The sequence below is a fragment of the Enterobacter sp. H2G27 genome (assembly GCF_054403075.1).
Window position 1 is genome coordinate 976583 of record NZ_JBSVSI010000001.1, and the last position, 20711, is coordinate 997293.

The following is a 20711-nucleotide window of genomic DNA, read 5'->3' on the forward strand; positions in this document are numbered from 1 at the left end:
ACCTGTCAGAAGGCCTGACGGATAATGCGGATGACGTTTTCCAGGACCGGATCGCGCAAACTCAGCTTGTTATAATGAAGTGAAATCTCGATAGATTCCGCATTAAGCTGGCTGAGCGGAATGCTTTCCAGCGGCCAGCATTTTCGTAGCAGACTGTACAGGCGTGATGGCATAACGCACAGCATGTCGCTGCTACCGATCAGGGATGCGGTGGTAAACATATTGTAGCTGCTGAAGCTGATCTGTCGTTCAGGGAAAATTTCATCAATGCGCTGACGAAGTGCATGGTTAGACTGCCCTTCGGTCATGAAAGACGAATGGTCGTAGTTGCGAAGGTTTTCGATGGTCAACGGCTCGCTAAGAGCAGGATGCTGCTGGCGGCAAACCAGCACCAGATTATCTGCATAGAGCACATTTTGACCGAGCGCTCTGGCACTGAAGCTGCCGCTTTCTATAATCAGGTCCGTCTGGAACTGGGCAAGTTGAATGTCAGGTTCATTGAGAGGCACATTGCGAAGCAGGAGCTGCGGAGCATGCTCTTTCACGGCCTGAAAGATCGCAGGCATGACCAGTACACCCACAGAAGGGGAACAGCCGATGGTGATGGTTCTTTGCTTATCATAGCTCCCGGTTAAATCCAGTGCGCCCAGAATCGACTCCAGACCCTGGCTGATATACTCATGCAGATGCGTGGCGTAAGCCGTCGGCGTTACCCCCTGGCCCTTACGGATAAATAACGGGTCAGGAAATATAGCGCGCAGCTTTTGGATTGACTGGCTTATTGCTGAAGGCGTGAGATTAAGAATTTTCGCAGCGTTAACGATACCCTTATGGACATATACTGCCTCAAAAATAGTCAATAAATTGAGATCAATATTACGTAAAGTCCGAAAAATTTGCGGCTTGTCTTCGCCACCAGGTTCATTCAGTCGTTTGGCTGGTAAATTATTATACTCCACGCTTTCACTCCGTATACATTCACAATATGAATGATAGTTGAATTTATTTATTATGCTTGTAGAGATTCGTAAAGTGTTGGTTTTGTTTAACTTGTTTATCAAAAGCAAACACTTGTGTGATAATTGCTCACGTTACTTATGCCGTGTTTGCCGTACTTGCTGGAGGCTAAATAATATGTAGCGGTAATATTCGGGCGCTTCGAAAATATAGAATCTGTGGAATATTGTAAAGCGCAAAAACGGTAAATAAACGGTGGCCCGCCAAATTAGCGAGCCATGTTGTATGGTATATTAAGCAGCGATATATTCGTGTGGGGGATTGTTAAGTAGTGCTAAAACATTCTTCAAAAGCACGGGACGAATACTGTCTGGCGTAGCGGTTTCAACCCACTGACGCACTTGCGTCATTTCCATGCCGGCGTAGCCGCAGGGGTTTATGCGCTGGAAAGGGGCGAGATCCATATTAATGTTCAATGCCAGGCCGTGGAACGAACAGCCTTTACGAATACGCAGCCCCAGAGAGCAGATTTTCATTTCCCCAACGTACACCCCAGGCGCATCGGCTCGCGGATGCGCATCAATACCATATTCCGCCAGCGTGTTGACGACAGTTTGTTCCAGTAAGGTAACCAGTTCGCGGACACCCAGCTTTCTGCGCTTCAGGTTGAGCAGGACGTACATCACCTGCTGCCCGGGTCCATGGTAAGTGACCTGACCGCCGCGATCGCTCTGAATAACCGGGATATCTCCCGTCATTAACAAATGTTCTGCTTTACCCGCCTGACCCTGAGTAAATACCGGCAGGTGTTCGACAAGCCAGATCTCATCCGGGGTGCTGTCATCGCGTGAATCGGTGAAGTCATGCATAGCCTGGGAGACAGGCTCATAAGGTTGCAGCCCGAGGTGACGGACCAGAATTTTATCCTGATACAAAACTGCGTCTCCGAAGACGAGGGACAAAAGGTGTGCGGGATTATATCACAGCGGGGAGAGGGGTTACCCGGCAAACCGGGTAACCGCAAAGGGGCTACAGCACCATACGAACAATTTCGATATTGCCGAGTTCTTCGTAAAGCGTTTCAACCTGCTCAATATGTGTCGCAGTGATGGTAATAGAAACCGAGTGGTAGTTGCCCTTGCTGCTTGGTTTTACTGACGGAGAGTAGTCACCGGGCGCATGGCGCTGTACCACTTCAACCACCTGATCAACCAGCTCAGGTTTCGCCAGACCCATTACTTTGTAGGTAAATGAGGTAGGGAATTCAAGCAGTTCGTTAAGTTTGGTTTTCATGTCAGCTCCGGCGTAACGTCAAAAAATAATAACTCCCACGTCAGGTGGGAGTTATCAGGATACTTAGTATATGGGGATCAAAATCACACTTTCAAGTGTTCAATTTTTAACCAAACCAGTGGTGGAACATCAATTTAATGTAATCAATGATTTTGCCGAAGAAATTGCCTTCAGGAATTTCTTGCAGGACCACCAGCGGACGCTGATCGATCGTTTTGCCATCCAGCTGGAAGTTGATCGTGCCCACAACCTGGTTTTTCTGCAGCGGGGCGTGCAGCTCGGTGCTGTTCAGTACGTAGCTGGCTTTCAGATCCTTCATACGACCACGCGGAATGGTCAGGTACAGGTCTTTATCAACGCCAAGAGAAGCACGGTCGTTGTCGCCGAACCAGACGGGTTCAGACGCAAACTCTTTGCCTGCTTTCAGTGGATTCACGGTTTCGAAGAAACGGAAGCCCCAGGTCAGCAGCTTCTTGCTTTCTGTTTCACGGCCTTTAAAGGTGCGACCCCCCATCACGGCAGAGATCAGACGCATCTGGCCTTCAGTGGCAGAGGCCACCAGGTTGTAACCCGCTTTGTCGGTGTGGCCAGTTTTGATGCCGTCAACGTTCAGGCTGTTATCCCACAGCAGACCGTTACGGTTGGTTTGACGAATGCCGTTGAAGGTGAACTCTTTCTCTTTATAGATAGAGTATTCATTTGGGACATCGCGGATCAGCGCCTGACCAATCAGCGCCATGTCACGTGCGGAGCTGTACTGGCCTTCTGCATCCAGGCCGTGTACGGTCTGGAAATGGCTATTTTTCAGACCCAGCGCGTTCACGTAGCTGTTCATCAGGCCCACGAAGGCGTCCTGGCTACCGGCGGCGAAATCGGCCATTGCCACACAGGCGTCGTTACCCGACTGCAGGTTGATACCGCGAATCAGCTGGGAAACAGGAACCTGCATACCCGGCTTCAGGAACATCAGAGAGGAACCTTTGAAAACAGGGTTCCCGGTTGCCCACGCATCGTTACCGATGGTGACCAGATCCGATTCTTTGAATTTACCTGCCTTCATCGCCTGGCCGATAACGTAGCTGGTCATCATTTTGGTCAGGCTGGCCGGGTCACGGCGGGCATCGGCATTCTGTTCTGCCAGCACTTTGCCAGAGTTGTAATCGATCAGGATGTAGGATTCCGCGTCGATTTGCGGAACGCCAGGGATCATGGTCTTGATATTCAGGTCATCGGCGTGAGCTGCAGAGAGCGCAGCCGCGCAAAGGGCCGTGGTCAGCGCCATGCGCTGCACAAAACGAGCAGAAAAAGTGGTCTTCATGGTCAGAACTACGACATCCGTGATGGAATTAAAAAAAGTGCCTTACTATAGCAAATGCTATTCAGGCAGGCATCCGACTTTAAGCATGAGTTTGTGAATGCGTTTTACACAAACTGACAATTCGGATACCGCCGGTTAATTATTTTGCAACAGCGATAAATGACTGAAGCTGAGCTTCATTCTGCAAACGCTGCTGCAGGGAGGCGGCCTGCGATTTGCTGGCAAACGGCCCCATCTGAATGCGCCAGACCGCACCGTTCTGCTCAACGCGTCCTGGTACGCTAAATTGCTGGCTCAGACGCTGCTGATACTGTTTGGCCCGGGCCTGATCGCTCACTGCACCGACCTGAACCACATAGCTGCCGCTGGCTGCTGTTGGAGCCGCCACCGCCGCACTTTGCGTGGCCGCGGGCGCCGTTACGGGAGCTTGCTGGGTCGCTGGTGCAGCAACGGGAGCTGGGGCTGGGGTAGGCTCACTGCCTTCCAGCACGCCCGAGGCTAAGGTCGTTGGGGCGCCAAGAAAACCGCTACTCTTTACCGGCGCGCCGGTAGAATCCTCGCTTTGCAGCGTATCATTACTGATCGGGCGGATTTCTCCCCCCGGCTGAGCAGGCTCTGCCGGAGACGAGACGCTTCCCATTCCGCCGTCAAGATTTGGGCGGTCAGGAAGGGCATAGGTCTGTTTTGCGACCGTCGTACACGCGGTTCCCGGCCCGGAGAGCGAACCATCCTGCGAGACGATAATCGGGTCAATACGGACCTTGGTGTTGTTCGAGGTGTTCAGGCGATCGGCAGACGCGCGCGACAGGGAAATCACCCGGTCATTCCCGTACGGGCCGCGGTCGTTGATGCGCACGACGATCATACGGCCGTTCGCCAGGTTGGTGATACGAGCGTAGCTCGGGATAGGCAGCGTCGGATGTGCTGCCGTCAGCTGCATTGGGTCAAACGCTTCCCCGGATGCCGTCAGGTTACTGCCTGGCTCGGCATCATAAATGGCGGCAAAGCCCGCCTGACTGAAACGGGAAGGGTCCTGAACAATTTTATAGCTTTTGCCGTCGCGCTCGTAATCCTGATTGGCACTGGCATTCAGCGGTTCATAAACGGGATCGGCACCGCTGATTTCAACGATCGGGCCATTACACACCGCAGGCTGCGGCGGCGCGACGGTTGCCTGTTGCTGACCATCATCACTTGTGCAGGCCGCAAGTAAACTTGCCGCAATGCAGATCCCCAGCCACTGCTTACGCATTCCGATCCCCTTATTTTTATACGCTTTTTGACAACATTTTTCTGTGGGTATGGATCGACATCACGATACCAAACCCGGCCATCAACACGATCAGTGCCGAGCCTCCGTAACTCACCAGCGGCAGCGGTACGCCTACCACCGGCAGAATACCACTCACCATACCAATATTTACGAAGACATAAACGAATAAAATCAGCATCAACCCGCCAGCCATGACGCGACCAAAGGTGGTTTGCGCGCGTGCTGCAATCCACAATCCACGCATGATCAGCAGTACATAAAGCGCCAGCAATATTAAGATGCCAACCAGTCCCAGTTCTTCCGCCAGTACGGCAAAGATAAAGTCGGTGTGGCGTTCCGGTAAAAATTCCAGCTGAGACTGCGTGCCGTGCAGCCAGCCTTTACCGCGCAGCCCGCCGGAGCCAATCGCAATCTTTGACTGAATAATATGATAGCCCGCGCCCAGCGGATCGGTTTCCGGATCGAGCAGCATCATAACGCGCTGGCGCTGGTAGTCATGCATTAGGAAGAACCACAGGATAGGAATGAAAGCCGCAATCAGCACCACCGCGATACCAATCAGGCGCCAGCTCAGTCCCGACAGGAACAGGACAAACAGGCCGGAGAGGGCAATAAGGATTGAGGTCCCCAGGTCAGGCTGTGCCGCAACCAGCAGCGTTGGCAGGAAAATCAGCACCAGCGCGATAGCGGTATTCTTCAGAGACGGCGGACAGACGTCGCGGTTGATAAAGCGTGCCACCATCAGTGGAACGGCGATTTTGGCAATTTCAGAGGGCTGGAAGCGGACAACGCCCAGATCCAGCCAGCGCTGCGCCCCTTTTGAAATGGCGCCAAACGCATCGACCGCAACCAGCAGAATAATACAGAAGATGTAGAGATAGGGCGCCCAGCCTTCGTAGACGCGCGGCGGGATCTGCGCCATCACCACCATGATAATTAGACCCATGGCGATCTGGCCGATTTTGCGCTCCATCATCCCGATGTCCTGGCCGCTGGCGCTCCAGATAACCAGCGCGCTGTAAACCAGCAGAGCCAGCAGGATCAGCAGCATGGCTGGGTCGATGTGGATTTTGTCCCACAGCGATTTTTTATTTGGATTATCCGTCATGATTATTGGTCCTCCGCCGCAGCGGCGGCCGGGTTTTCAGCCGGCAGTTCGGTGTTGTTATCACCCAGCATGATGTGGTCAAGGATCTGGCGCATGATGGTCCCTACTGCAGGCCCGGCACCGCCGTTCTCGAGAATCATTGCCACCGCGACCTGCGGGTTGTCATAAGGAGCAAACGCCGTCATCAGCTTATGGTCACGCAGACGTTCAGCAATGCGGTGCGCGTTATAGGTTTCATTGGCCTTAAGACCAAACACCTGCGCAGTACCGGACTTCGCCGCCACTTTGTACGGCGTCCCGGCGAAATACTTGTGTGCGGTACCGTTCGGGCGGTTTGCCACGCCGTACATACCGTCTTTCGCAATTTCCCAGAAGCCTGAATGTATGTCACCCACCGGGGCTTCATGCGGCTGGTTCCACGGCACTTTTTTGCCGTCTTCAACCGTACTCTGCAGCAGATGCGGCACTTTCACCACGCCGTCATTGATGAGGATCATCATGGCTTTGTTCATCTGAAGCGGCGTTGCCGTCCAGTAGCCCTGACCGATACCCACCGGAATGGTGTCGCCCTGATACCACGGTTTTTTAAAACGCTTCAGCTTCCATTCGCGCGTCGGCATGTTGCCGGAGCGTTCTTCTGCAAGGTCAACGCCGGTATAGTGTCCGTAGCCGAATTTGCTCATCCATTCTGACAGGCGGTCGATCCCCATGTCATACGCCACCTGATAGAAGAAGGTATCCGCAGACTCCTCCAGCGATTTGGTGACGTTCAGATGACCGTGGCCCCATTTTTTCCAGTCACGATAGCGCTTATCTGAGCCAGGCAGCTGCCACCAGCCTGGGTCAAACAGGCTGGTATTACGGTTGATGACGCCGGCACTCAGCGCAGAAACCGCGACGTACGGTTTAACCGTTGATGCCGGCGGGTAAACCCCTTGCGTTGCACGGTTCACCAGCGGCGTGTTCGGATCGTTCAGCAGACCGGAATAGTCTTTACTGGATATGCCGTCAACGAAGAGGTTCGGGTCATAGCTAGGCATGGAGACCATCGCCAGGATGCCGCCGGTACGAGGATCGGTGACCACTACGGCTGCACGACTGCCCGCCAGCAGGGTTTCAATATACTGCTGAAGCTTGAGGTCGAGCGTCAGATAGACGTCATGCCCCGCCTGAGGCGGCACTTCTTTCAGCTGGCGGATCACGCGGCCACGGTTGTTAACCTCAACCTCTTCATAGCCGGTTTGCCCGTGCAGAACGTCTTCGTAGTAACGTTCGATCCCCAGCTTACCGATATCGTGCGTTGCGGCGTAGTTGGCCAGCTTGCCGTCTTTATCAAGACGGTCAACGTCTTTGTCGTTAATCTTGGAAACGTAGCCAATCACATGCGTCAGGGCGGAGCCGTAGGGATAGTAGCGACGCTTATAGCCCTTCACTTCCACGCCGGGGAAACGGTACTGGTTCACCGCAAAGCGGGCCACCTGAACTTCCGTCAGATTGGTTTTAACCGGAATGGAGGTAAAACGGTGAGAGCGGGCGCGCTCTTTTTTGAAGGCGGCGATATCGTCATCGTTAAGGTCGACAACGCTCTTTAGCGCTTCCAGCGTATCCTGAACGTTATCGACTTTTTCCGGCATCATCTCGATTTGATAGATGGTGCGGTTCAACGCCAGCGGGGTGCCGTTACGATCGTAAATAATGCCGCGGCTGGGTGCTATAGGCACCAGCTTAATACGGTTTTCGTTTGAACGCGTCTGGTAGTCGGTAAAGCGGACAATTTGCAGATTATAGAGGTTGGCGATCAGCACGCCGGTAAGCAGCAAAATCCCGGTAAAGGCGACCAGCGCCCGGCGCACAAACAGCGCGGACTCAGCCGTATAGTCGCGAAAAGAATTCTGTAGTTTCATCCGCTGCTTAATCTACCCTGGTCAGTCATTACTCGCGGTGATAGGGGTGGTTGGTAGTAATGCTCCACGCGCGATACAGGCTTTCAGCCACCAGTACCCGAACGAGCGGGTGGGGAAGCGTCAGCGCGGAGAGGGACCAACTTTGTTCAGCCGCCGCTTTGCAGGCAGGGGATAACCCTTCTGGCCCGCCAATCAACAGACTGACGTCACGGCCATCCTGCTTCCAGCGCTCCAGTTCTTGCGCCAGGTGCGGCGTATCCCAGGGTTTACCTGGAATATCGAGGGTGACGATGCGGTTCTTGCCTGCGGCAGCCAGCATCAGTTCGCCCTCTTTATCGAGAATACGTTTGATATCAGCGTTCTTGCCGCGCTTACCGGCGGGAATTTCCACCAGCTCGAACGGCATGTCTTTTGGAAAACGACGCAGATATTCAGTAAAACCGGTTTGTACCCAGTCCGGCATTTTGGTGCCGACGGCGACCAGCTGCAACTTCACGCATTAACTCCAGAGTTTTTCCAGCTCATACAGGCGACGGCTCTCGTCCTGCATGACGTGGACAATCACATCGCCGAGGTCGACTACTACCCAGTCAGCCGTCGCTTCACCTTCAACGCCCAGCGGCAACAGCCCTGCTGCACGCGATTCCTGAACCACGTGATCGGCAATTGAAACAACATGACGCGTCGATGTACCGGTGCAGATGATCATGCAGTCGGTAATACTGGATTTACCCTTAACGTCGATAGCGATGATGTCCTGACCTTTCAGGTCATCAATTTTGTCAATAACAAAATCCTGGAGTGCTTTACCCTGCAAGTTTTCCCCCTGGGGTGAATGAGATTGTAAAACTTTGAATTCGTAGCCAGACAGTATACCTGAACTCACGCCTGTGTCGGGACAAATGTCTCAGGTCGGGCTTCAGAAGGCGGGTATCATCCCACCCTCCGCCTGAGATTGCATCGCCATTTTTGTAAAACAATTTCTGTAAAGCAATTATCGGCGGGAAAGTCTGGCAGCGGAGAATAACAGTATGGCTTACCCTGTCAAGGCAGGATAAACAATAAGCCCCTTTTTATGCCCTCCGGCTATTCATCTGCGCTTTTCTGATACAAACCGTGCGCATGGATATAGGCTAACACCGGTGCGGGGAGCAGATCGTCACAGGCTAAACCCTGCTGTAAACGCTCACGAATGAGGGTCGCAGAGATATCGAACCACGGCGTTTCCGCCAGATAGATCTTCCCGGCAGGCTGATTATGAAGATCTTCAACATTATCGGTGAGATGGTCTTCCAGCCACTGCTGGTACTGCGCTTCGCGCATGGTCAGCGGATAGCCTGGACGGCGGCAGACCAGCAGGTGGCTGTTCTCCAGAATAGTTTCATACTGATGCCATGTGGGGAAATTCAGCAGGGAATCCTGGCCGATGATAAACGCCAGCGGCTGGTCTGGCCCTTGTTCGGCGCGCCACTCCTGAAGCGTCTGAGATGTCCAGGAGGGTGTGTCGCGACGCAGTTCACGCTCGTCAAGCCGGAAGAGCGGCTTATCTGCGATGGCCAGGGCAAGCATCTCTTTTCGCTGCTCGCTGGTCGCCTCGGGCTGTGGACGATGGGGCGGGACATTGTTGGGCATAATGGTGACGCGCTGAAGGCCGATCAGATTCGCCAGAATTTCAACCGGCTTCAGATGCCCGTAATGTACCGGGTCGAAGGTGCCGCCATATAAGGCCTGTAAAGAATGCATGCTATCCATCAATAAAAACGTCTGCCAGCGCCTTGTGGCAGAGCAGCAGAGAAAGGCTTTCCAGCTCCGCCCACACCGACTGGCCATAATCTTGTTTTAACGTGAGCTCTGCGCGCATCAGAAGCTGTACAGCCTGACGAAGCTGTTCATGACTCAGGCGGTTGACGGCCTCGGTGGTCAAAGCCCGGCGATTTTGCCACACGCGGTGTTTATCAAACAGCGAACGCAGCGGCGTATGGGCAGACTGACGCTTGAGCGTAATCAGCAGCAGTAATTCGCGCTGCAGCGTACGCAGCAGAATAACGGGTTCGCTCCCTTCGAGACGCAGCTGTTGCAGAATATGCAGGGCGCGTTTGCTTTTCGCCGACAGCAGCGCGTCCACCCAGTGGAACGGCGTGAAGTGTGCCGCGTCGTTAACGGCCTGCTCGACGCGCGGCAAGGTCAGCTTGCCATCCGGCCAGAGCAGGGAGAGTCTGTCCAGCGCCTGTGCCAGTGCAAGCAGATTGCCTTCATAGCAGTAGCAGAGCAGTTGGTTCGCCGCATCATCCAGCTGAAGGTTGTTCTGCTTCGCTCTCGCTGCGACCCATTTTGGCAGATGCGCCTGTTCAGGCGTCTGACAGGTGACCTGCACCGCGTGGGCTGCGAGTTGGGTGAACCACGCCGCGTTTTCCTGCGCTTTGGTAAGCTTGTTACCGCGCACAATCAGCAGCAGATCGCTGTGAAGCAGGCTGACCAGCGTGGCCAGCTGTTCATTGATGGCCGCGTTAGGGCCGTTCTCCGGCAGCAGGATCTGAATAGTCTGGCGCGACGCAAAAAGGCTCATCGCCTGACAGAGTGAGAAGAGGGCATTCCAGTCGGTGCTGTTATCCAGTTGGACGGTGTGGTGTTCATCGAAGCCCTGAGAAGCGGCCTCATGCCGCACGGCATCAAGGCTTTCCTGAAGTAATAACGGATCGTTTCCAAGAAGCAGATACGCCGCGCGCAGCCCTTCTTTGAGCTGCGCGCGGAGTTGTTCAGGATACAGCCTGATCATCATTTACCCAGAGAGTTAGCAGCAGGAAGCGTGCCGGCAACCGGTTTTTCAACAATGTCAGAGCCTTGTTTGGTAGACGCTGCAATACTTGGCAGTTTACGGATCAGCTGTTCCGCCGCCTTGTCGTACATTTCGTTGATGATAATCTGCTGTTCGGCATCTTTTGCCAGCGCCGTCTGCGGGTTATCGAAGAACGAACGGTACACTTTCGTGCTGATCGGATAGATGTCTTTACCCGGGATTAGGACCGCTGCGCTGACCGTCAGCACCATCTGATATTCAGCTGTACGTCCATCCTGGAAGATAGAAGCGGTATCTCTTGACAGACCTCCTCCTATAATACGCAGAGACGGTACATCCTGGCGCAGCGTTTGTTTCTCAACAAGCTCAACGCCGTTCAGACGCAGCTGATTACGAATTGCCCGGCTGAGTGGGCCATTCGGATCTGATGAGTCGAAAATCATCGTTTTCATCTCAGCAGGCACCGCCGTGGTATTGCGCAGGTGCCATCCGCAGCCAGCGGTGACAAGCACCGCCAGTGATAAGAGTATTGTTGCCAGTTGTCGCACGTTTCCTCCCGCGCTTAGCCAACGACCAGATTGAGCAGTTTACCCGGTACGTAGATCACTTTACGTACGGTAACGCCCTCAAGATATTTTGCGACCAGAGGTTCCTGACCCGCACGCTCGCGAACCTGTTCTTCGGTTGCATCGACCGCCACGGTAATTTTACCGCGGACTTTACCGTTCACCTGAACCACTACCAGCGTCGTGTTTTCCACCATCGCGGCTTCGTCAGCCTGCGGCCACGGCGCGTTGTCGATATCGCCTTCGCCTTTCAGCTCCTGCCACAGGGTGAAGCTAACGTGTGGAGTGAACGGGTTCAGCATGCGAACGACGGCCAGCAGCGCTTCACGCATTAAGGCGCGATCCTGCTCACCGTCCTGCGGGGCCTTCGCCAGCTTGTTCATCAGTTCCATAATAGCCGCAATTGCGGTATTGAAGGTCTGACGACGACCAATATCATCGGTTACTTTCGCAATCGTTTTATGAACATCACGACGCAGCGCCTGCTGATCTTCAGTCAGTGCGGCGGCGTTCAGCGCCGGGGCATCACCCAGAGCAGTATGTTCATAAACCAGTTTCCAGACGCGTTTCAGGAAACGGTTAGCGCCTTCAACGCCAGATTCCTGCCACTCCAGAGTCATATCAGCCGGAGAGGCAAACATCATGAACAGACGAACGGTGTCCGCACCGTAGCGCTCAACCATCACCTGTGGGTCGATACCGTTGTTTTTCGACTTGGACATCTTGCTCATGCCGGTATAAACCAGTTCATGGCCTTCGGCGTCTTTCGCCTTCACGATACGGCCTTTCTCGTCGCGCTCGACGATGGCGTCAACCGGAGAAACCCAGTTACGCTCGCCGTTGGCACCGACGTAATAGAATGCATCTGCCAGCACCATGCCCTGACACAGTAGCTGTTTGGCCGGTTCGTCAGAGTTCACCATGCCCGCATCGCGCATCAGCTTGTGGAAGAAGCGGAAGTAAAGCAGGTGCATGATGGCGTGTTCAATGCCGCCGATGTAGATATCTACCGGCAGCCAGTAGTTTGCCGCTTTGGAATCCAGCATGCCTTCCTGATACTGCGGACAGGTGTAGCGAGCATAGTACCAGGATGACTCCATAAAGGTGTCAAAGGTGTCTGTTTCGCGCAGCGCAGGCTGACCGTTGACGGTGGTTTTTGCCCACTCAGGATCGGCTTTGATCGGGCTGGTGATGCCGTCCATGACGACGTCTTCCGGCAGGATCACCGGGAGCTGATCTTCCGGCGTTGGCATCACGGTGCCATCTTCCAGCGTCACCATTGGGATTGGTGCACCCCAGTAACGCTGACGGGAAACACCCCAGTCGCGCAGACGGAAGTTAACCTTACGCTCACCCACGCCCAGAGAGGCCAGCTTATCGGCGATGGCGTTGAAGCCCTCTTCGAAGCTCAGACCGCTGAACTCGCCGGAGTTGAACAAGGTCCCTTTTTCGGTCAGCGCTTGTTCAGACAGGTCTGGTTCTGAACCGTCAGCCGCCAGGATAACAGGCTTGATGGTCAGGCCATATTTGGTGGCAAATTCGTAGTCGCGCTGATCGTGACCCGGAACGGCCATCACGGCGCCCGTGCCGTATTCCATCAGTACGAAGTTGGCGGCCCAGACAGGGATCGCTTCGCCAGTCAGCGGGTGAATGGCTTTAAAGCCGGTATCAACGCCTTTTTTCTCCATCGTTGCCATATCGGCTTCGGCCACTTTGGTGTTGCGGCATTCGTCGATGAAGGTAGACAGTTCCGGATTGTTTTCTGCCGCTTTCTGCGCCAGCGGGTGACCTGCGGCCACGGCCAGGTAGGTCGCGCCCATGAAGGTGTCCGGACGGGTGGTGTAGACGGTCAGGGTCTGGTCGTAGTTCTCAACGTTGAAGGTGATTTCCACGCCTTCGGAACGGCCGATCCAGTTGCGCTGCATGGTCTTAACGGTATCTGGCCAGTGGTCCAGATTATCCAGATCGTTCAGCAGCTCATCAGCGTAAGCGGTGATTTTGATAAACCACTGAGGGATCTCTTTACGCTCAACTTTGGTGTCACAGCGCCAGCAGCAGCCATCAATAACCTGTTCGTTCGCGAGAACGGTCTGGTCGTTCGGGCACCAGTTAACGGCAGAGGTCTTCTTATACACCAGCCCTTTTTTGTACAGCTCGGTGAAGAACTTCTGCTCCCAGCGATAGTATTCTGGGGTACAGGTTGCCAGCTCGCGGCTCCAGTCATAGCCAAAGCCCAGCATTTTGAGCTGGTTTTTCATGTACGCGATGTTGTCGTACGTCCACGGTGCCGGTGCGGTGTTGTTTTTGACCGCTGCGCCTTCCGCAGGAAGACCGAACGCATCCCAGCCGATAGGCTGGAGCACGTTTTTGCCGAGCATGCGCTGGTAACGCGCAATCACATCGCCGATGGTGTAGTTACGCACGTGGCCCATGTGTAGTCGACCAGAAGGATAGGGAAGCATCGACAGGCAGTAATACTTCTCTTTGCTCTCGTCTTCGGTTACTTCAAAGGTGCGCTTCTCGTCCCAGTGTTGCTGGACTTTTGATTCTATCTCTTCCGGGCGGTATTGCTCTTGCATGGCAGCCAGTGGTCCTGTTTTCAATACAGCTACAAATGTAGCCAATGGATGTGGTAATTCAGATCCGCATAGCATAGCCCAAACGCCCGCGTCAAAACAGCCTTTCGCACAAATGCGCTTTGCAGGAATTTACCGGGTCTGTGCTTCACCTGACAAAGTGGCGGTGAAATAAGGTCTATTATTAGAAATAGTTACTTACCCGGGAGGCAAAATGATGAACAAGGTTGCTCAATTTTACCGCGAACTGGTGGCGACACTGACGGAGCGGCTGCGTAACGGCGAGCGCGATATCGACGCGCTGGTGGAGCAGGCGCGTGCCCGTGTGTCGCAAACGGGTGAGTTAACGCGAACCGAAGTGGAAGAGGTGACGCGTGCCGTTCGTCGCGATCTGGAAGAGTTTGCTCGCAGCTACCAGGAGAGCCAGGAGGAGGTCACGGACAGCGTTTTCATGCGGGTGATCAAAGAGAGCCTGTGGCAGGAGCTGGCCGACATCACGGATAAAACGCAGCTGGAGTGGCGTGAAGTCTTTCAGGATTTGAACCACCACGGTGTGTACCACAGCGGTGAGGTGGTCGGGCTGGGAAATCTGGTGTGCGAGAATTGCCACCACCATATTGCGGTCTATACGCCGGACGTGCTGCCGCTGTGTCCGAAATGCGGCCACGATCAGTTCCAGCGTCGGCCGTTTGAGCCCTAGGTAAAGCGCAGGTTTGCGCCCTCTCCCTGTGGGAGAGGGCCGGGGTGAGGGCATCAGGCCGCACTACGCACTATAGTAAGCCAGCCTCTCCGCCAGCAAATCCACAAACGCCTCCCGGTCAATATCCACCATCACCGTAGTATTCGGCTTATTTCCCGTCAGTGAGTAGTAGTCCACCACCGTCATGCCCTGGGTGTATTTCCCCTGCGTTTCGACGCCAACCCATCTGTGAACCGTAGTAAACATCTCCGGTTTTAACAGCCAGGCAATGGTACACGGATCGTGCAGCGGCGCGCCGTGGAAGCCCCACTTCTCGGCTTTGTGATACTCCATAAAGAAGTCGAGCAGCTCAGCCACGGTTGTCGCGACCGGATTACCCACGGCACGGAAGCGCTCAATGTCGTCTGCCATAATCTGTGCGCGATGGGTCACGTCCAGCCCTGCCATCACAACTGGCAAGCCTGACTGGAACACAATCTCCGCCGCTTCCGGGTCGACAAAAATGTTGAATTCTGCGGACGGCGTCCAGTTTCCCAGCCCCATGGCTCCGCCCATGATGACGATACGGGCGATTTTACCGTGCAGTTCAGGATGGCAGTTCAGCAGCAGCGCGACGTTGGTTTGCGGTCCCGTTGCCACCAGCGTGACGGGCTCCGCGCTCTCGCGCAGCACCTTCGCCATCAGTTCCACGGCGGTACAGTTTTGCGGCGTAAAGCCCGGCTCCGGCAGTGCCGGACCGTCCAGCCCGCTTTCACCATGCACGTTATCCGCGATAATTAATTCACGCATCAGGGGCTTGAGGGCGCCACCGGCGACGGGAATATCGGTGCGCCCAAGCAGCGTCAGCATGCGCAAAACGTTACGCAGGGTTTTATCCGGCGTCTGGTTTCCGGCGGAAGAGGTGACGGCTTTGACGTCGAGTTCGGGGGAGGCAAATGCAAGAACGAGCGCGATCGCGTCATCATGACCCGGATCGCAATCGAAAATGATGGGTTGTGCCATAGCGTTCTCCATTCATAGCGTTATTTTGTGACAAGGTTAACGCTGCAATGTGACGCCGAATAGATAAAGAGAGTTAAAGCGTGAAGCAGTGCGCAATCCGCAGATTGCGCACCGGGAAGATTAATGCAGGATTTTGGCGAGGAAATCTTTTGCACGTTCAGATTTCGGGTTGGCGAAGAACTCCTCTTTCGGAGAATCTTCGACAATTTTCCCTTCGTCCATAAAGATCACGCGGTTGGCCACCTTACGGGCGAAGCCCATTTCGTGGGTCACAACCATCATGGTCATCCCTTCGTGCGCCAGCTCGACCATCACATCCAGCACTTCGTTGATCATCTCCGGATCGAGCGCCGACGTTGGCTCATCAAACAGCATCGCCACCGGATCCATGCACAGCGCGCGGGCGATCGCCACACGCTGCTGTTGGCCGCCGGAGAGCTGAGCCGGGAACTTATCGGCATGCGCAGAGAGGCCAACGCGTTCCAGGAGCTTCAGACCTTTCTCGCGCGACGCTTTTTTATCACGCTTAAGCACTTTTACCTGCGCCAGCGTCAGGTTCTCAATAATGGAGAGGTGTGGGAACAGCTCAAAATGCTGGAACACCATGCCAACGTGAGAGCGAAGCTGGGCGAGGTTGGTTTTCTTGTCGTTGACTTTGGTGCCGTTGACGACGATCTCACCCTGCTGGACCGGCTCCAGTCCGTTAACAGTTTTGATCAGCGTCGATTTACCGGAACCGGACGGCCCGCACACCACTACCACATCACCTTTTTTTACCTCGGTGGAGCAGTCGGTCAGCACCTGAAAGTGCCCATACCATTTAGAAACATTTTTCAGGGAAATCATTATACCGTCCTTTTCTTCAGCCAGCTGACCAACAGCGACGCGCTTAAACTAATCACAAAATAGACCGCACCCGCAAAGAGCACCATCTCAACCTGCGTACCATCACGCTCACCGATGGTTGACGCGGTACGGAAGAAGTCTGCCAGGCTCAGCACGTAGACCAGCGAGGTATCCTGGAACAACACGATACCCTGGGTAAGCAGGAGCGGAACCATGGCGCGAAACGCCTGCGGCAGAATAATGAGCTGCATGGACTGCCAGTGCGTCATCCCCAGGGCCAGCGCGGCGCTGGATTGCCCACGGGAGATACTCTGAATGCCCGCTCGGATAATCTCAGAGTAGTAAGCGGCCTCAAACATTGAGAACGCCACCATGGCGGAGATCAGACGGATATCGGTTTTCGGCGACAGCCCCAGCACGTTTTGCAGGAAGCCGGGCACGATCAGGTAAAACCACAACAGCACCATCACCAGCGGGATGGAGCGGAACACGTTAACGTAGGCGGTCGCAAACCATGCGAGCGGCTTAAAGCTCGACAGGCGCATGACGGCCAGCAGGGTGCCCCAGACGATACCGACGATGATGGCAATGACGGTGATTTTTAAGGTAATCATCAGTCCATCAAGCAGGTAAGGCATGGATGGAACGACAGAACTCCAGTCAAATTCGTACATTATTTGCCCCCCACGTTGCCCGGCAGGCGAATTTTGCGTTCAACCAGGTTCATCACCAGCATGATGAAAGCGTTAATCAGAACATACGCGAGCGTGATCGCGGTGAAGGATTCCCACGCGTGAGCGGAGTAATCCAGCAGTTTGCCCGCCTGCGCGGCCATATCGACCAGGCCGATAGTCGAGGCGATGGCCGAGTTTTTCACCAGGTTCATCATCTCTGAGGTCATCGGTGGAACGATAACGCGGTAGGCGTTTGGCAGCAGCACGTAGCGGTAGGTTTGGGGCAGCGTCAGGCCCATCGCCAGGCCCGCATTTTTTTGTCCGCGCGGCAATGACTGAATGGCGGCACGCACCTGCTCGCAAACGCGCGCAGCGGTAAACAGCCCCAGACACATCATGGAGGAGACAAAGAACTGCACGTTCGGATCCAGTTCCGACTTGAACCACATGCCAATATTTTCCGGCAGCAGTTCCGGGATAACCAGATACCAGGTAAAGAATTGCACGATCAGCGGAACGTTACGGAACAGTTCCACATACAGGGTGCCAAGTGTTGAAAGAAAGCGGTTAGGGACGGTGCGCAGAATACCGAACAAAGAACCGACAAGAAACGCGATAATCCACGCCGTTATCGATAATGCCACGGTGACCTGAAAGCCGCTCCACAGCCAGCCAAGATAGGTGGTGTTGCCGAACGGGGCTTGTTGCAGGAATATGCCCCAGTTCCAGTCTATTGACATAATAAACTCCAGAAAAAAAAGGGTAGCAGCGCTACCCTCGAAGATTGGTGAGAAGCTCATTTTTCGCGCTGAGTGGGGAACGACCACTCAACGTATAGTCTGTCCATGCTTCCCGACAATCGAGAGGGCAGGAGATCCCGCCCCTGTTGTTCTAATTAGTTAAGAGCCTTGTCATTTGGAGATTTGAACAGCGCTTTCATGTCGTCAGACAGTTCAAAATTCATGTTCAGGTTTTTCGGTGGAATCGGGTTCTTGAACCATTTGTCGAACCATTTTTCCGCTTCGCCGGAGGTCTGCACCTGAGCGATGGTGTCATCGATCAGCTTTTTAAACTGCGGATCGTCTTTACGCAGCATACAGCCGTAGGCTTCTTTCGACTGCGCGGTACCGACGATATCCCAGTTGTCTGGTTTTTTCGCTTTCGCACGCTCGCCCGCCAGCAGGGCGTCATCCATCATAAACGCGACGGCGCGACCGCTTTCCAGGGTACGGAAGGAGTCGCCATGGTCTTTCGCGCTGATGATGCGCATGTCCATTTTCTTCTCGTCGTTCAGCTTGTGGAGCAGCACTTCTGACGTGGTACCGGAGGTCACGACAACCGCTTTACCTTTCAGGTCAGCGAAGTCTTTGATCTCACCGCCTTTCTTCGTCAGCAGGCGGGTACCCACGACAAAGATGGTGTCAGAGAAAGCAGCCTGTTTCTGACGCTCCAGGTTGTTAGTGGTGGAGCCACACTCGAAGTCAAAGGTGCCGTTTTGCAGCAGTGGAATACGGTTCTGTGAAGTGATTGGGATCAGCTTCACCTGCAGGTCAGGTTTGTTCAGCTTTTTCTTCACGGCTTCAACGATGGCGTTGGAGTAATCCTGTGAATAGCCCACGACTTTTTGCGTGTTGTCGTAGTAAGAGAACGGGACAGAAGATTCACGGTGGCCGACCACGATAACGCCGTTTTTGGCAATCTTGTCGAGAGTACTGCCTGCTGCAGGCGCATCTTCAGCGTGAACCACGCCTGCAGACATTCCCATAACCAGCATTGCTGTGGCCAGTTTACGTAATTGCATACCCAACTCCTTTTTTATCAGCGCCAGCGACGCATTGATACCCATTGTGATGTTGTTATATCTCGCGCAATGCGAGTGCAGTGTTATGCAAGCTTGTTAACATTTAGTCTGGCTTAATGTAAAGATTTTGCTGCGTTATTGTTTATTTTTGCGAAGCGCGCCGCACCATTCAGAGGCAAATATCTCCCGTTGCACCGTTACGGTGCTGCCGGTGATCTACGCTGGTGCGACAAAGTTGCACGTTAAGCCAAACTGCGTTTACCTGAATAAACAAAGCAATAGGCGTGCCAGTTTTAAGATTTGGGAGGGATTGCCGGGTAAGGCGTAGCCGCCACCCGGCAACAGAAGGGAAGGTTATTTACGACGCTGGCGCAGGCTCATCAGCACCGCGCCAAAGCCGAATAGCGCGGTCAGGATCCACAGCGGCCAGTTGCCGGTGCGCGCATATGGAGTCAGGCCTGTGGTTGGCGTGACATTCGTGGTCAGCACCTCTCGGGTAAACTGCGGGATCATCGCCTGGATTTCACCCTGCGGACCAATCACGGCGGTGATGCCGTTGTTGGTGCTGCGCAGCAGCGGACGCGCCAGCTCCAGAGAGCGCATACGTGCCATCTGGAAGTGCTGCCACGGGCCGATAGACTTACCAAACCAGGCATCGTTGGAGATGGTCAGCAGATAGTCTGTATCAGGGCGGAAGTTATCACGCACCTGCTCGCCGAGGATGATTTCGTAGCAGATAGCCGCCGTCAGGGCTGCGCCGTGCGCGTGCAGCTGAGGCTGTACGTACGGGCCGCGGCTGAAGGAGGACATCGGCAGGTCGAAGAACGGGGCCAGCGGGCGCAGAATCGACTCCAGCGGGACAAATTCACCGAACGGCACCAGATGGTTCTTGTTGTACCGGTCAGTGGAGTGGTAGCTGTATTCGCTGTCTTTTCCGAGCGTAATGATGGTGTTGTAGGTGTCGTAGCGGTTCTGCTGATTCAGACGTGCATCGACAATCCCGGTGATTAGCGTGCTGCCACGCGAGAGCAGCAGGTCGTTCATCATGTTGAGGAACGGCTGCTGGTTGATCTCCAGATCGGGAATGGCAGACTCCGGCCAGATAATCAGCTGCGATTTACCCATCACCTCTTCGGTGGCGTTGGCGTAGATCTTCAGCGTGTTCAGCAGCTCTTTCTCGTCCCACTTCATGGACTGCGGGATGTTCCCCTGAACCATGGAAACCTGCATGGCGCGCGCGGGCTCAGGCGTGAACCACTGGATATAGCGCAGCGGGAAGGGCAGGGCGAACAGCACCAGCGCCACAACCAGCGGCTTCCAGCCGCGCGTGACCAGCGCCAGGACCAGCAGGCCGCTGACCACCATCAGCAGGAAGTTAATGGCCTCAACGCCCATGACCGGCGCCAGGCCATTGAGCGGGCCGTCAATCTGACTGTAGCCGAACTGCAGCCACGGGAAGCCGGTCAGCACCCAGCCGCGCAGGAACTCCGTGATTTGCCAGACCACCGGTGCGGCAATGGCGACGCGCAGCCAAGTGGTTTTGGGCCACAGGCGAGAAAGGATGCCGGCGAACAGGCCGGTATAAAGCGAGAGATACGCGGCGAGCAGGACCACCAGGAAGACGTTTACCGGGCCAGGCATACCGCCAAACTGGGCGATGCTGACGTAGACCCAGTTAATACCTGAGCCAAACAGCCCCAGTCCCCAGAAGTAGCCGATAGCGGCAGCCTGTACCGGACGACGGTTCAGGGTCAGACCCTGAAGCCCCATCAGGGAGAGTATGGCCGCGGGCCAGATATCGTAAGGAGAAAAAGCCAGCGTACCGCTGGCTCCGAGTAACAGCGCCAGCAGCAAACGGACGCGCTGGCGTTCAAGCAATGGGGCAAATGCCATTTA

At 54.7% G+C, this 20711-nt stretch carries 20 protein-coding genes; 1 reads left to right on the forward strand and 19 read right to left on the reverse strand.

Annotated features, from left to right (window positions below; all coding sequences use genetic code 11):
• Positions 1 to 5: 5 nt before the first annotated feature.
• From ACW9E7_RS04555 to leuS, 13 genes are all read right to left on the reverse strand, one after another.
• Positions 6 to 959: a YbeF family transcriptional regulator gene (locus tag ACW9E7_RS04555; protein WP_115874489.1), complete on the reverse strand. Its 954-nt coding sequence runs from the start codon at positions 957 to 959 to the stop codon at positions 6 to 8.
• A 291-nt stretch (positions 960 to 1250) separates the two neighbouring features.
• The gene (gene lipB, locus ACW9E7_RS04560) at positions 1251 to 1892 is read right to left on the reverse strand and encodes a lipoyl(octanoyl) transferase LipB (RefSeq protein WP_111964398.1); all 642 of its coding nucleotides are present in this window, start codon (positions 1890 to 1892) and stop codon (positions 1251 to 1253) included.
• A gap of 94 nt (positions 1893 to 1986) precedes the next feature.
• Positions 1987 to 2250, reverse strand: coding sequence for a DUF493 family protein YbeD (gene ybeD, locus ACW9E7_RS04565; RefSeq protein WP_006177135.1), 264 nt, complete (start codon positions 2248 to 2250; stop codon positions 1987 to 1989).
• Positions 2251 to 2356: 106 nt separating this feature from the next.
• Positions 2357 to 3568: a D-alanyl-D-alanine carboxypeptidase DacA gene (gene dacA / locus ACW9E7_RS04570; protein ID WP_136195346.1), complete on the reverse strand. Its 1212-nt coding sequence runs from the start codon at positions 3566 to 3568 to the stop codon at positions 2357 to 2359.
• 139 nt (positions 3569 to 3707) lie between these two features.
• Positions 3708 to 4820, reverse strand: coding sequence for an endolytic peptidoglycan transglycosylase RlpA (gene rlpA / locus ACW9E7_RS04575; protein ID WP_458727324.1), 1113 nt, complete (start codon positions 4818 to 4820; stop codon positions 3708 to 3710).
• A gap of 16 nt (positions 4821 to 4836) precedes the next feature.
• Complete coding sequence (gene mrdB, locus ACW9E7_RS04580) at positions 4837 to 5949, reverse strand: peptidoglycan glycosyltransferase MrdB (RefSeq protein WP_023310746.1); 1113 nt, start codon at positions 5947 to 5949, stop codon at positions 4837 to 4839.
• A 2-nt stretch (positions 5950 to 5951) separates the two neighbouring features.
• Positions 5952 to 7853: a peptidoglycan DD-transpeptidase MrdA gene (gene mrdA, locus ACW9E7_RS04585; protein ID WP_008501038.1), complete on the reverse strand. Its 1902-nt coding sequence runs from the start codon at positions 7851 to 7853 to the stop codon at positions 5952 to 5954.
• A 28-nt stretch (positions 7854 to 7881) separates the two neighbouring features.
• Complete coding sequence (rlmH, locus tag ACW9E7_RS04590; protein WP_126329005.1) at positions 7882 to 8349, reverse strand: 23S rRNA (pseudouridine(1915)-N(3))-methyltransferase RlmH; 468 nt, start codon at positions 8347 to 8349, stop codon at positions 7882 to 7884.
• Positions 8350 to 8352: 3 nt separating this feature from the next.
• Entirely contained in the window at positions 8353 to 8670 is a 318-nt protein-coding gene (rsfS, locus tag ACW9E7_RS04595) for a ribosome silencing factor (RefSeq protein ID WP_115874490.1), read from the reverse strand.
• Between the two features lie 269 nt (positions 8671 to 8939).
• Positions 8940 to 9605 (reverse strand): nicotinate-nucleotide adenylyltransferase, encoded by a 666-nt coding sequence (nadD, locus tag ACW9E7_RS04600; RefSeq protein WP_045402141.1) that lies wholly within the window; start codon positions 9603 to 9605, stop codon positions 8940 to 8942.
• Positions 9598 to 10629, reverse strand: a complete 1032-nt coding sequence (gene holA / locus ACW9E7_RS04605; RefSeq protein WP_223582399.1) for a DNA polymerase III subunit delta — start codon at positions 10627 to 10629, stop codon at positions 9598 to 9600. The genes nadD and holA overlap by 8 nt, the downstream gene beginning before the upstream one ends.
• Positions 10629 to 11198, reverse strand: coding sequence for an LPS assembly lipoprotein LptE (lptE, locus tag ACW9E7_RS04610; protein ID WP_111964394.1), 570 nt, complete (start codon positions 11196 to 11198; stop codon positions 10629 to 10631). Before lptE ends, holA begins: the two co-directional genes overlap by 1 nt.
• 14 nt (positions 11199 to 11212) lie before the next feature.
• Positions 11213 to 13795: a leucine--tRNA ligase gene (gene leuS / locus ACW9E7_RS04615; protein ID WP_143344829.1), complete on the reverse strand. Its 2583-nt coding sequence runs from the start codon at positions 13793 to 13795 to the stop codon at positions 11213 to 11215.
• 214 nt (positions 13796 to 14009) lie between these two features.
• On the opposite strand from leuS, the gene ACW9E7_RS04620 reads away from it, so the two are divergent.
• Positions 14010 to 14492: a zinc ribbon-containing protein gene (locus ACW9E7_RS04620; protein ID WP_111964474.1), complete on the forward strand. Its 483-nt coding sequence runs from the start codon at positions 14010 to 14012 to the stop codon at positions 14490 to 14492.
• A 63-nt stretch (positions 14493 to 14555) separates the two neighbouring features.
• On the opposite strand, the gene rihA is transcribed toward ACW9E7_RS04620, so the two are convergent.
• The 6 genes from rihA to lnt all read right to left on the reverse strand — a co-directional run bounded on the left by rihA (position 14556) and on the right by lnt (position 20708).
• Positions 14556 to 15494 carry a pyrimidine-specific ribonucleoside hydrolase RihA gene (rihA, locus tag ACW9E7_RS04625; RefSeq protein WP_127730037.1) on the reverse strand — a complete coding sequence of 313 codons (939 nt, stop codon included), beginning with the start codon at positions 15492 to 15494 and terminating at the stop codon, positions 14556 to 14558.
• A 120-nt stretch (positions 15495 to 15614) separates the two neighbouring features.
• Entirely contained in the window at positions 15615 to 16340 is a 726-nt protein-coding gene (locus tag ACW9E7_RS04630) for an amino acid ABC transporter ATP-binding protein (protein ID WP_014883001.1), read from the reverse strand.
• On the reverse strand, positions 16340 to 17014 hold the full coding sequence (gene gltK / locus ACW9E7_RS04635; RefSeq protein WP_111964391.1) for a glutamate/aspartate ABC transporter permease GltK: 675 nt from the start codon (positions 17012 to 17014) through the stop codon (positions 16340 to 16342). The genes ACW9E7_RS04630 and gltK overlap by 1 nt, the downstream gene beginning before the upstream one ends.
• A complete protein-coding gene (locus tag ACW9E7_RS04640; RefSeq protein WP_127730040.1) occupies positions 17014 to 17754 on the reverse strand; it encodes an amino acid ABC transporter permease in 741 nt (246 codons plus the stop codon). The genes gltK and ACW9E7_RS04640 overlap by 1 nt, the downstream gene beginning before the upstream one ends.
• A 155-nt stretch (positions 17755 to 17909) precedes the next feature.
• The gene (locus ACW9E7_RS04645; protein ID WP_008501049.1) at positions 17910 to 18815 is read right to left on the reverse strand and encodes an amino acid ABC transporter substrate-binding protein; all 906 of its coding nucleotides are present in this window, start codon (positions 18813 to 18815) and stop codon (positions 17910 to 17912) included.
• Positions 18816 to 19169: 354 nt separating this feature from the next.
• Positions 19170 to 20708 carry an apolipoprotein N-acyltransferase gene (gene lnt, locus ACW9E7_RS04650; protein ID WP_458727325.1) on the reverse strand — a complete coding sequence of 513 codons (1539 nt, stop codon included), beginning with the start codon at positions 20706 to 20708 and terminating at the stop codon, positions 19170 to 19172.
• Positions 20709 to 20711 lie beyond the last annotated feature (3 nt).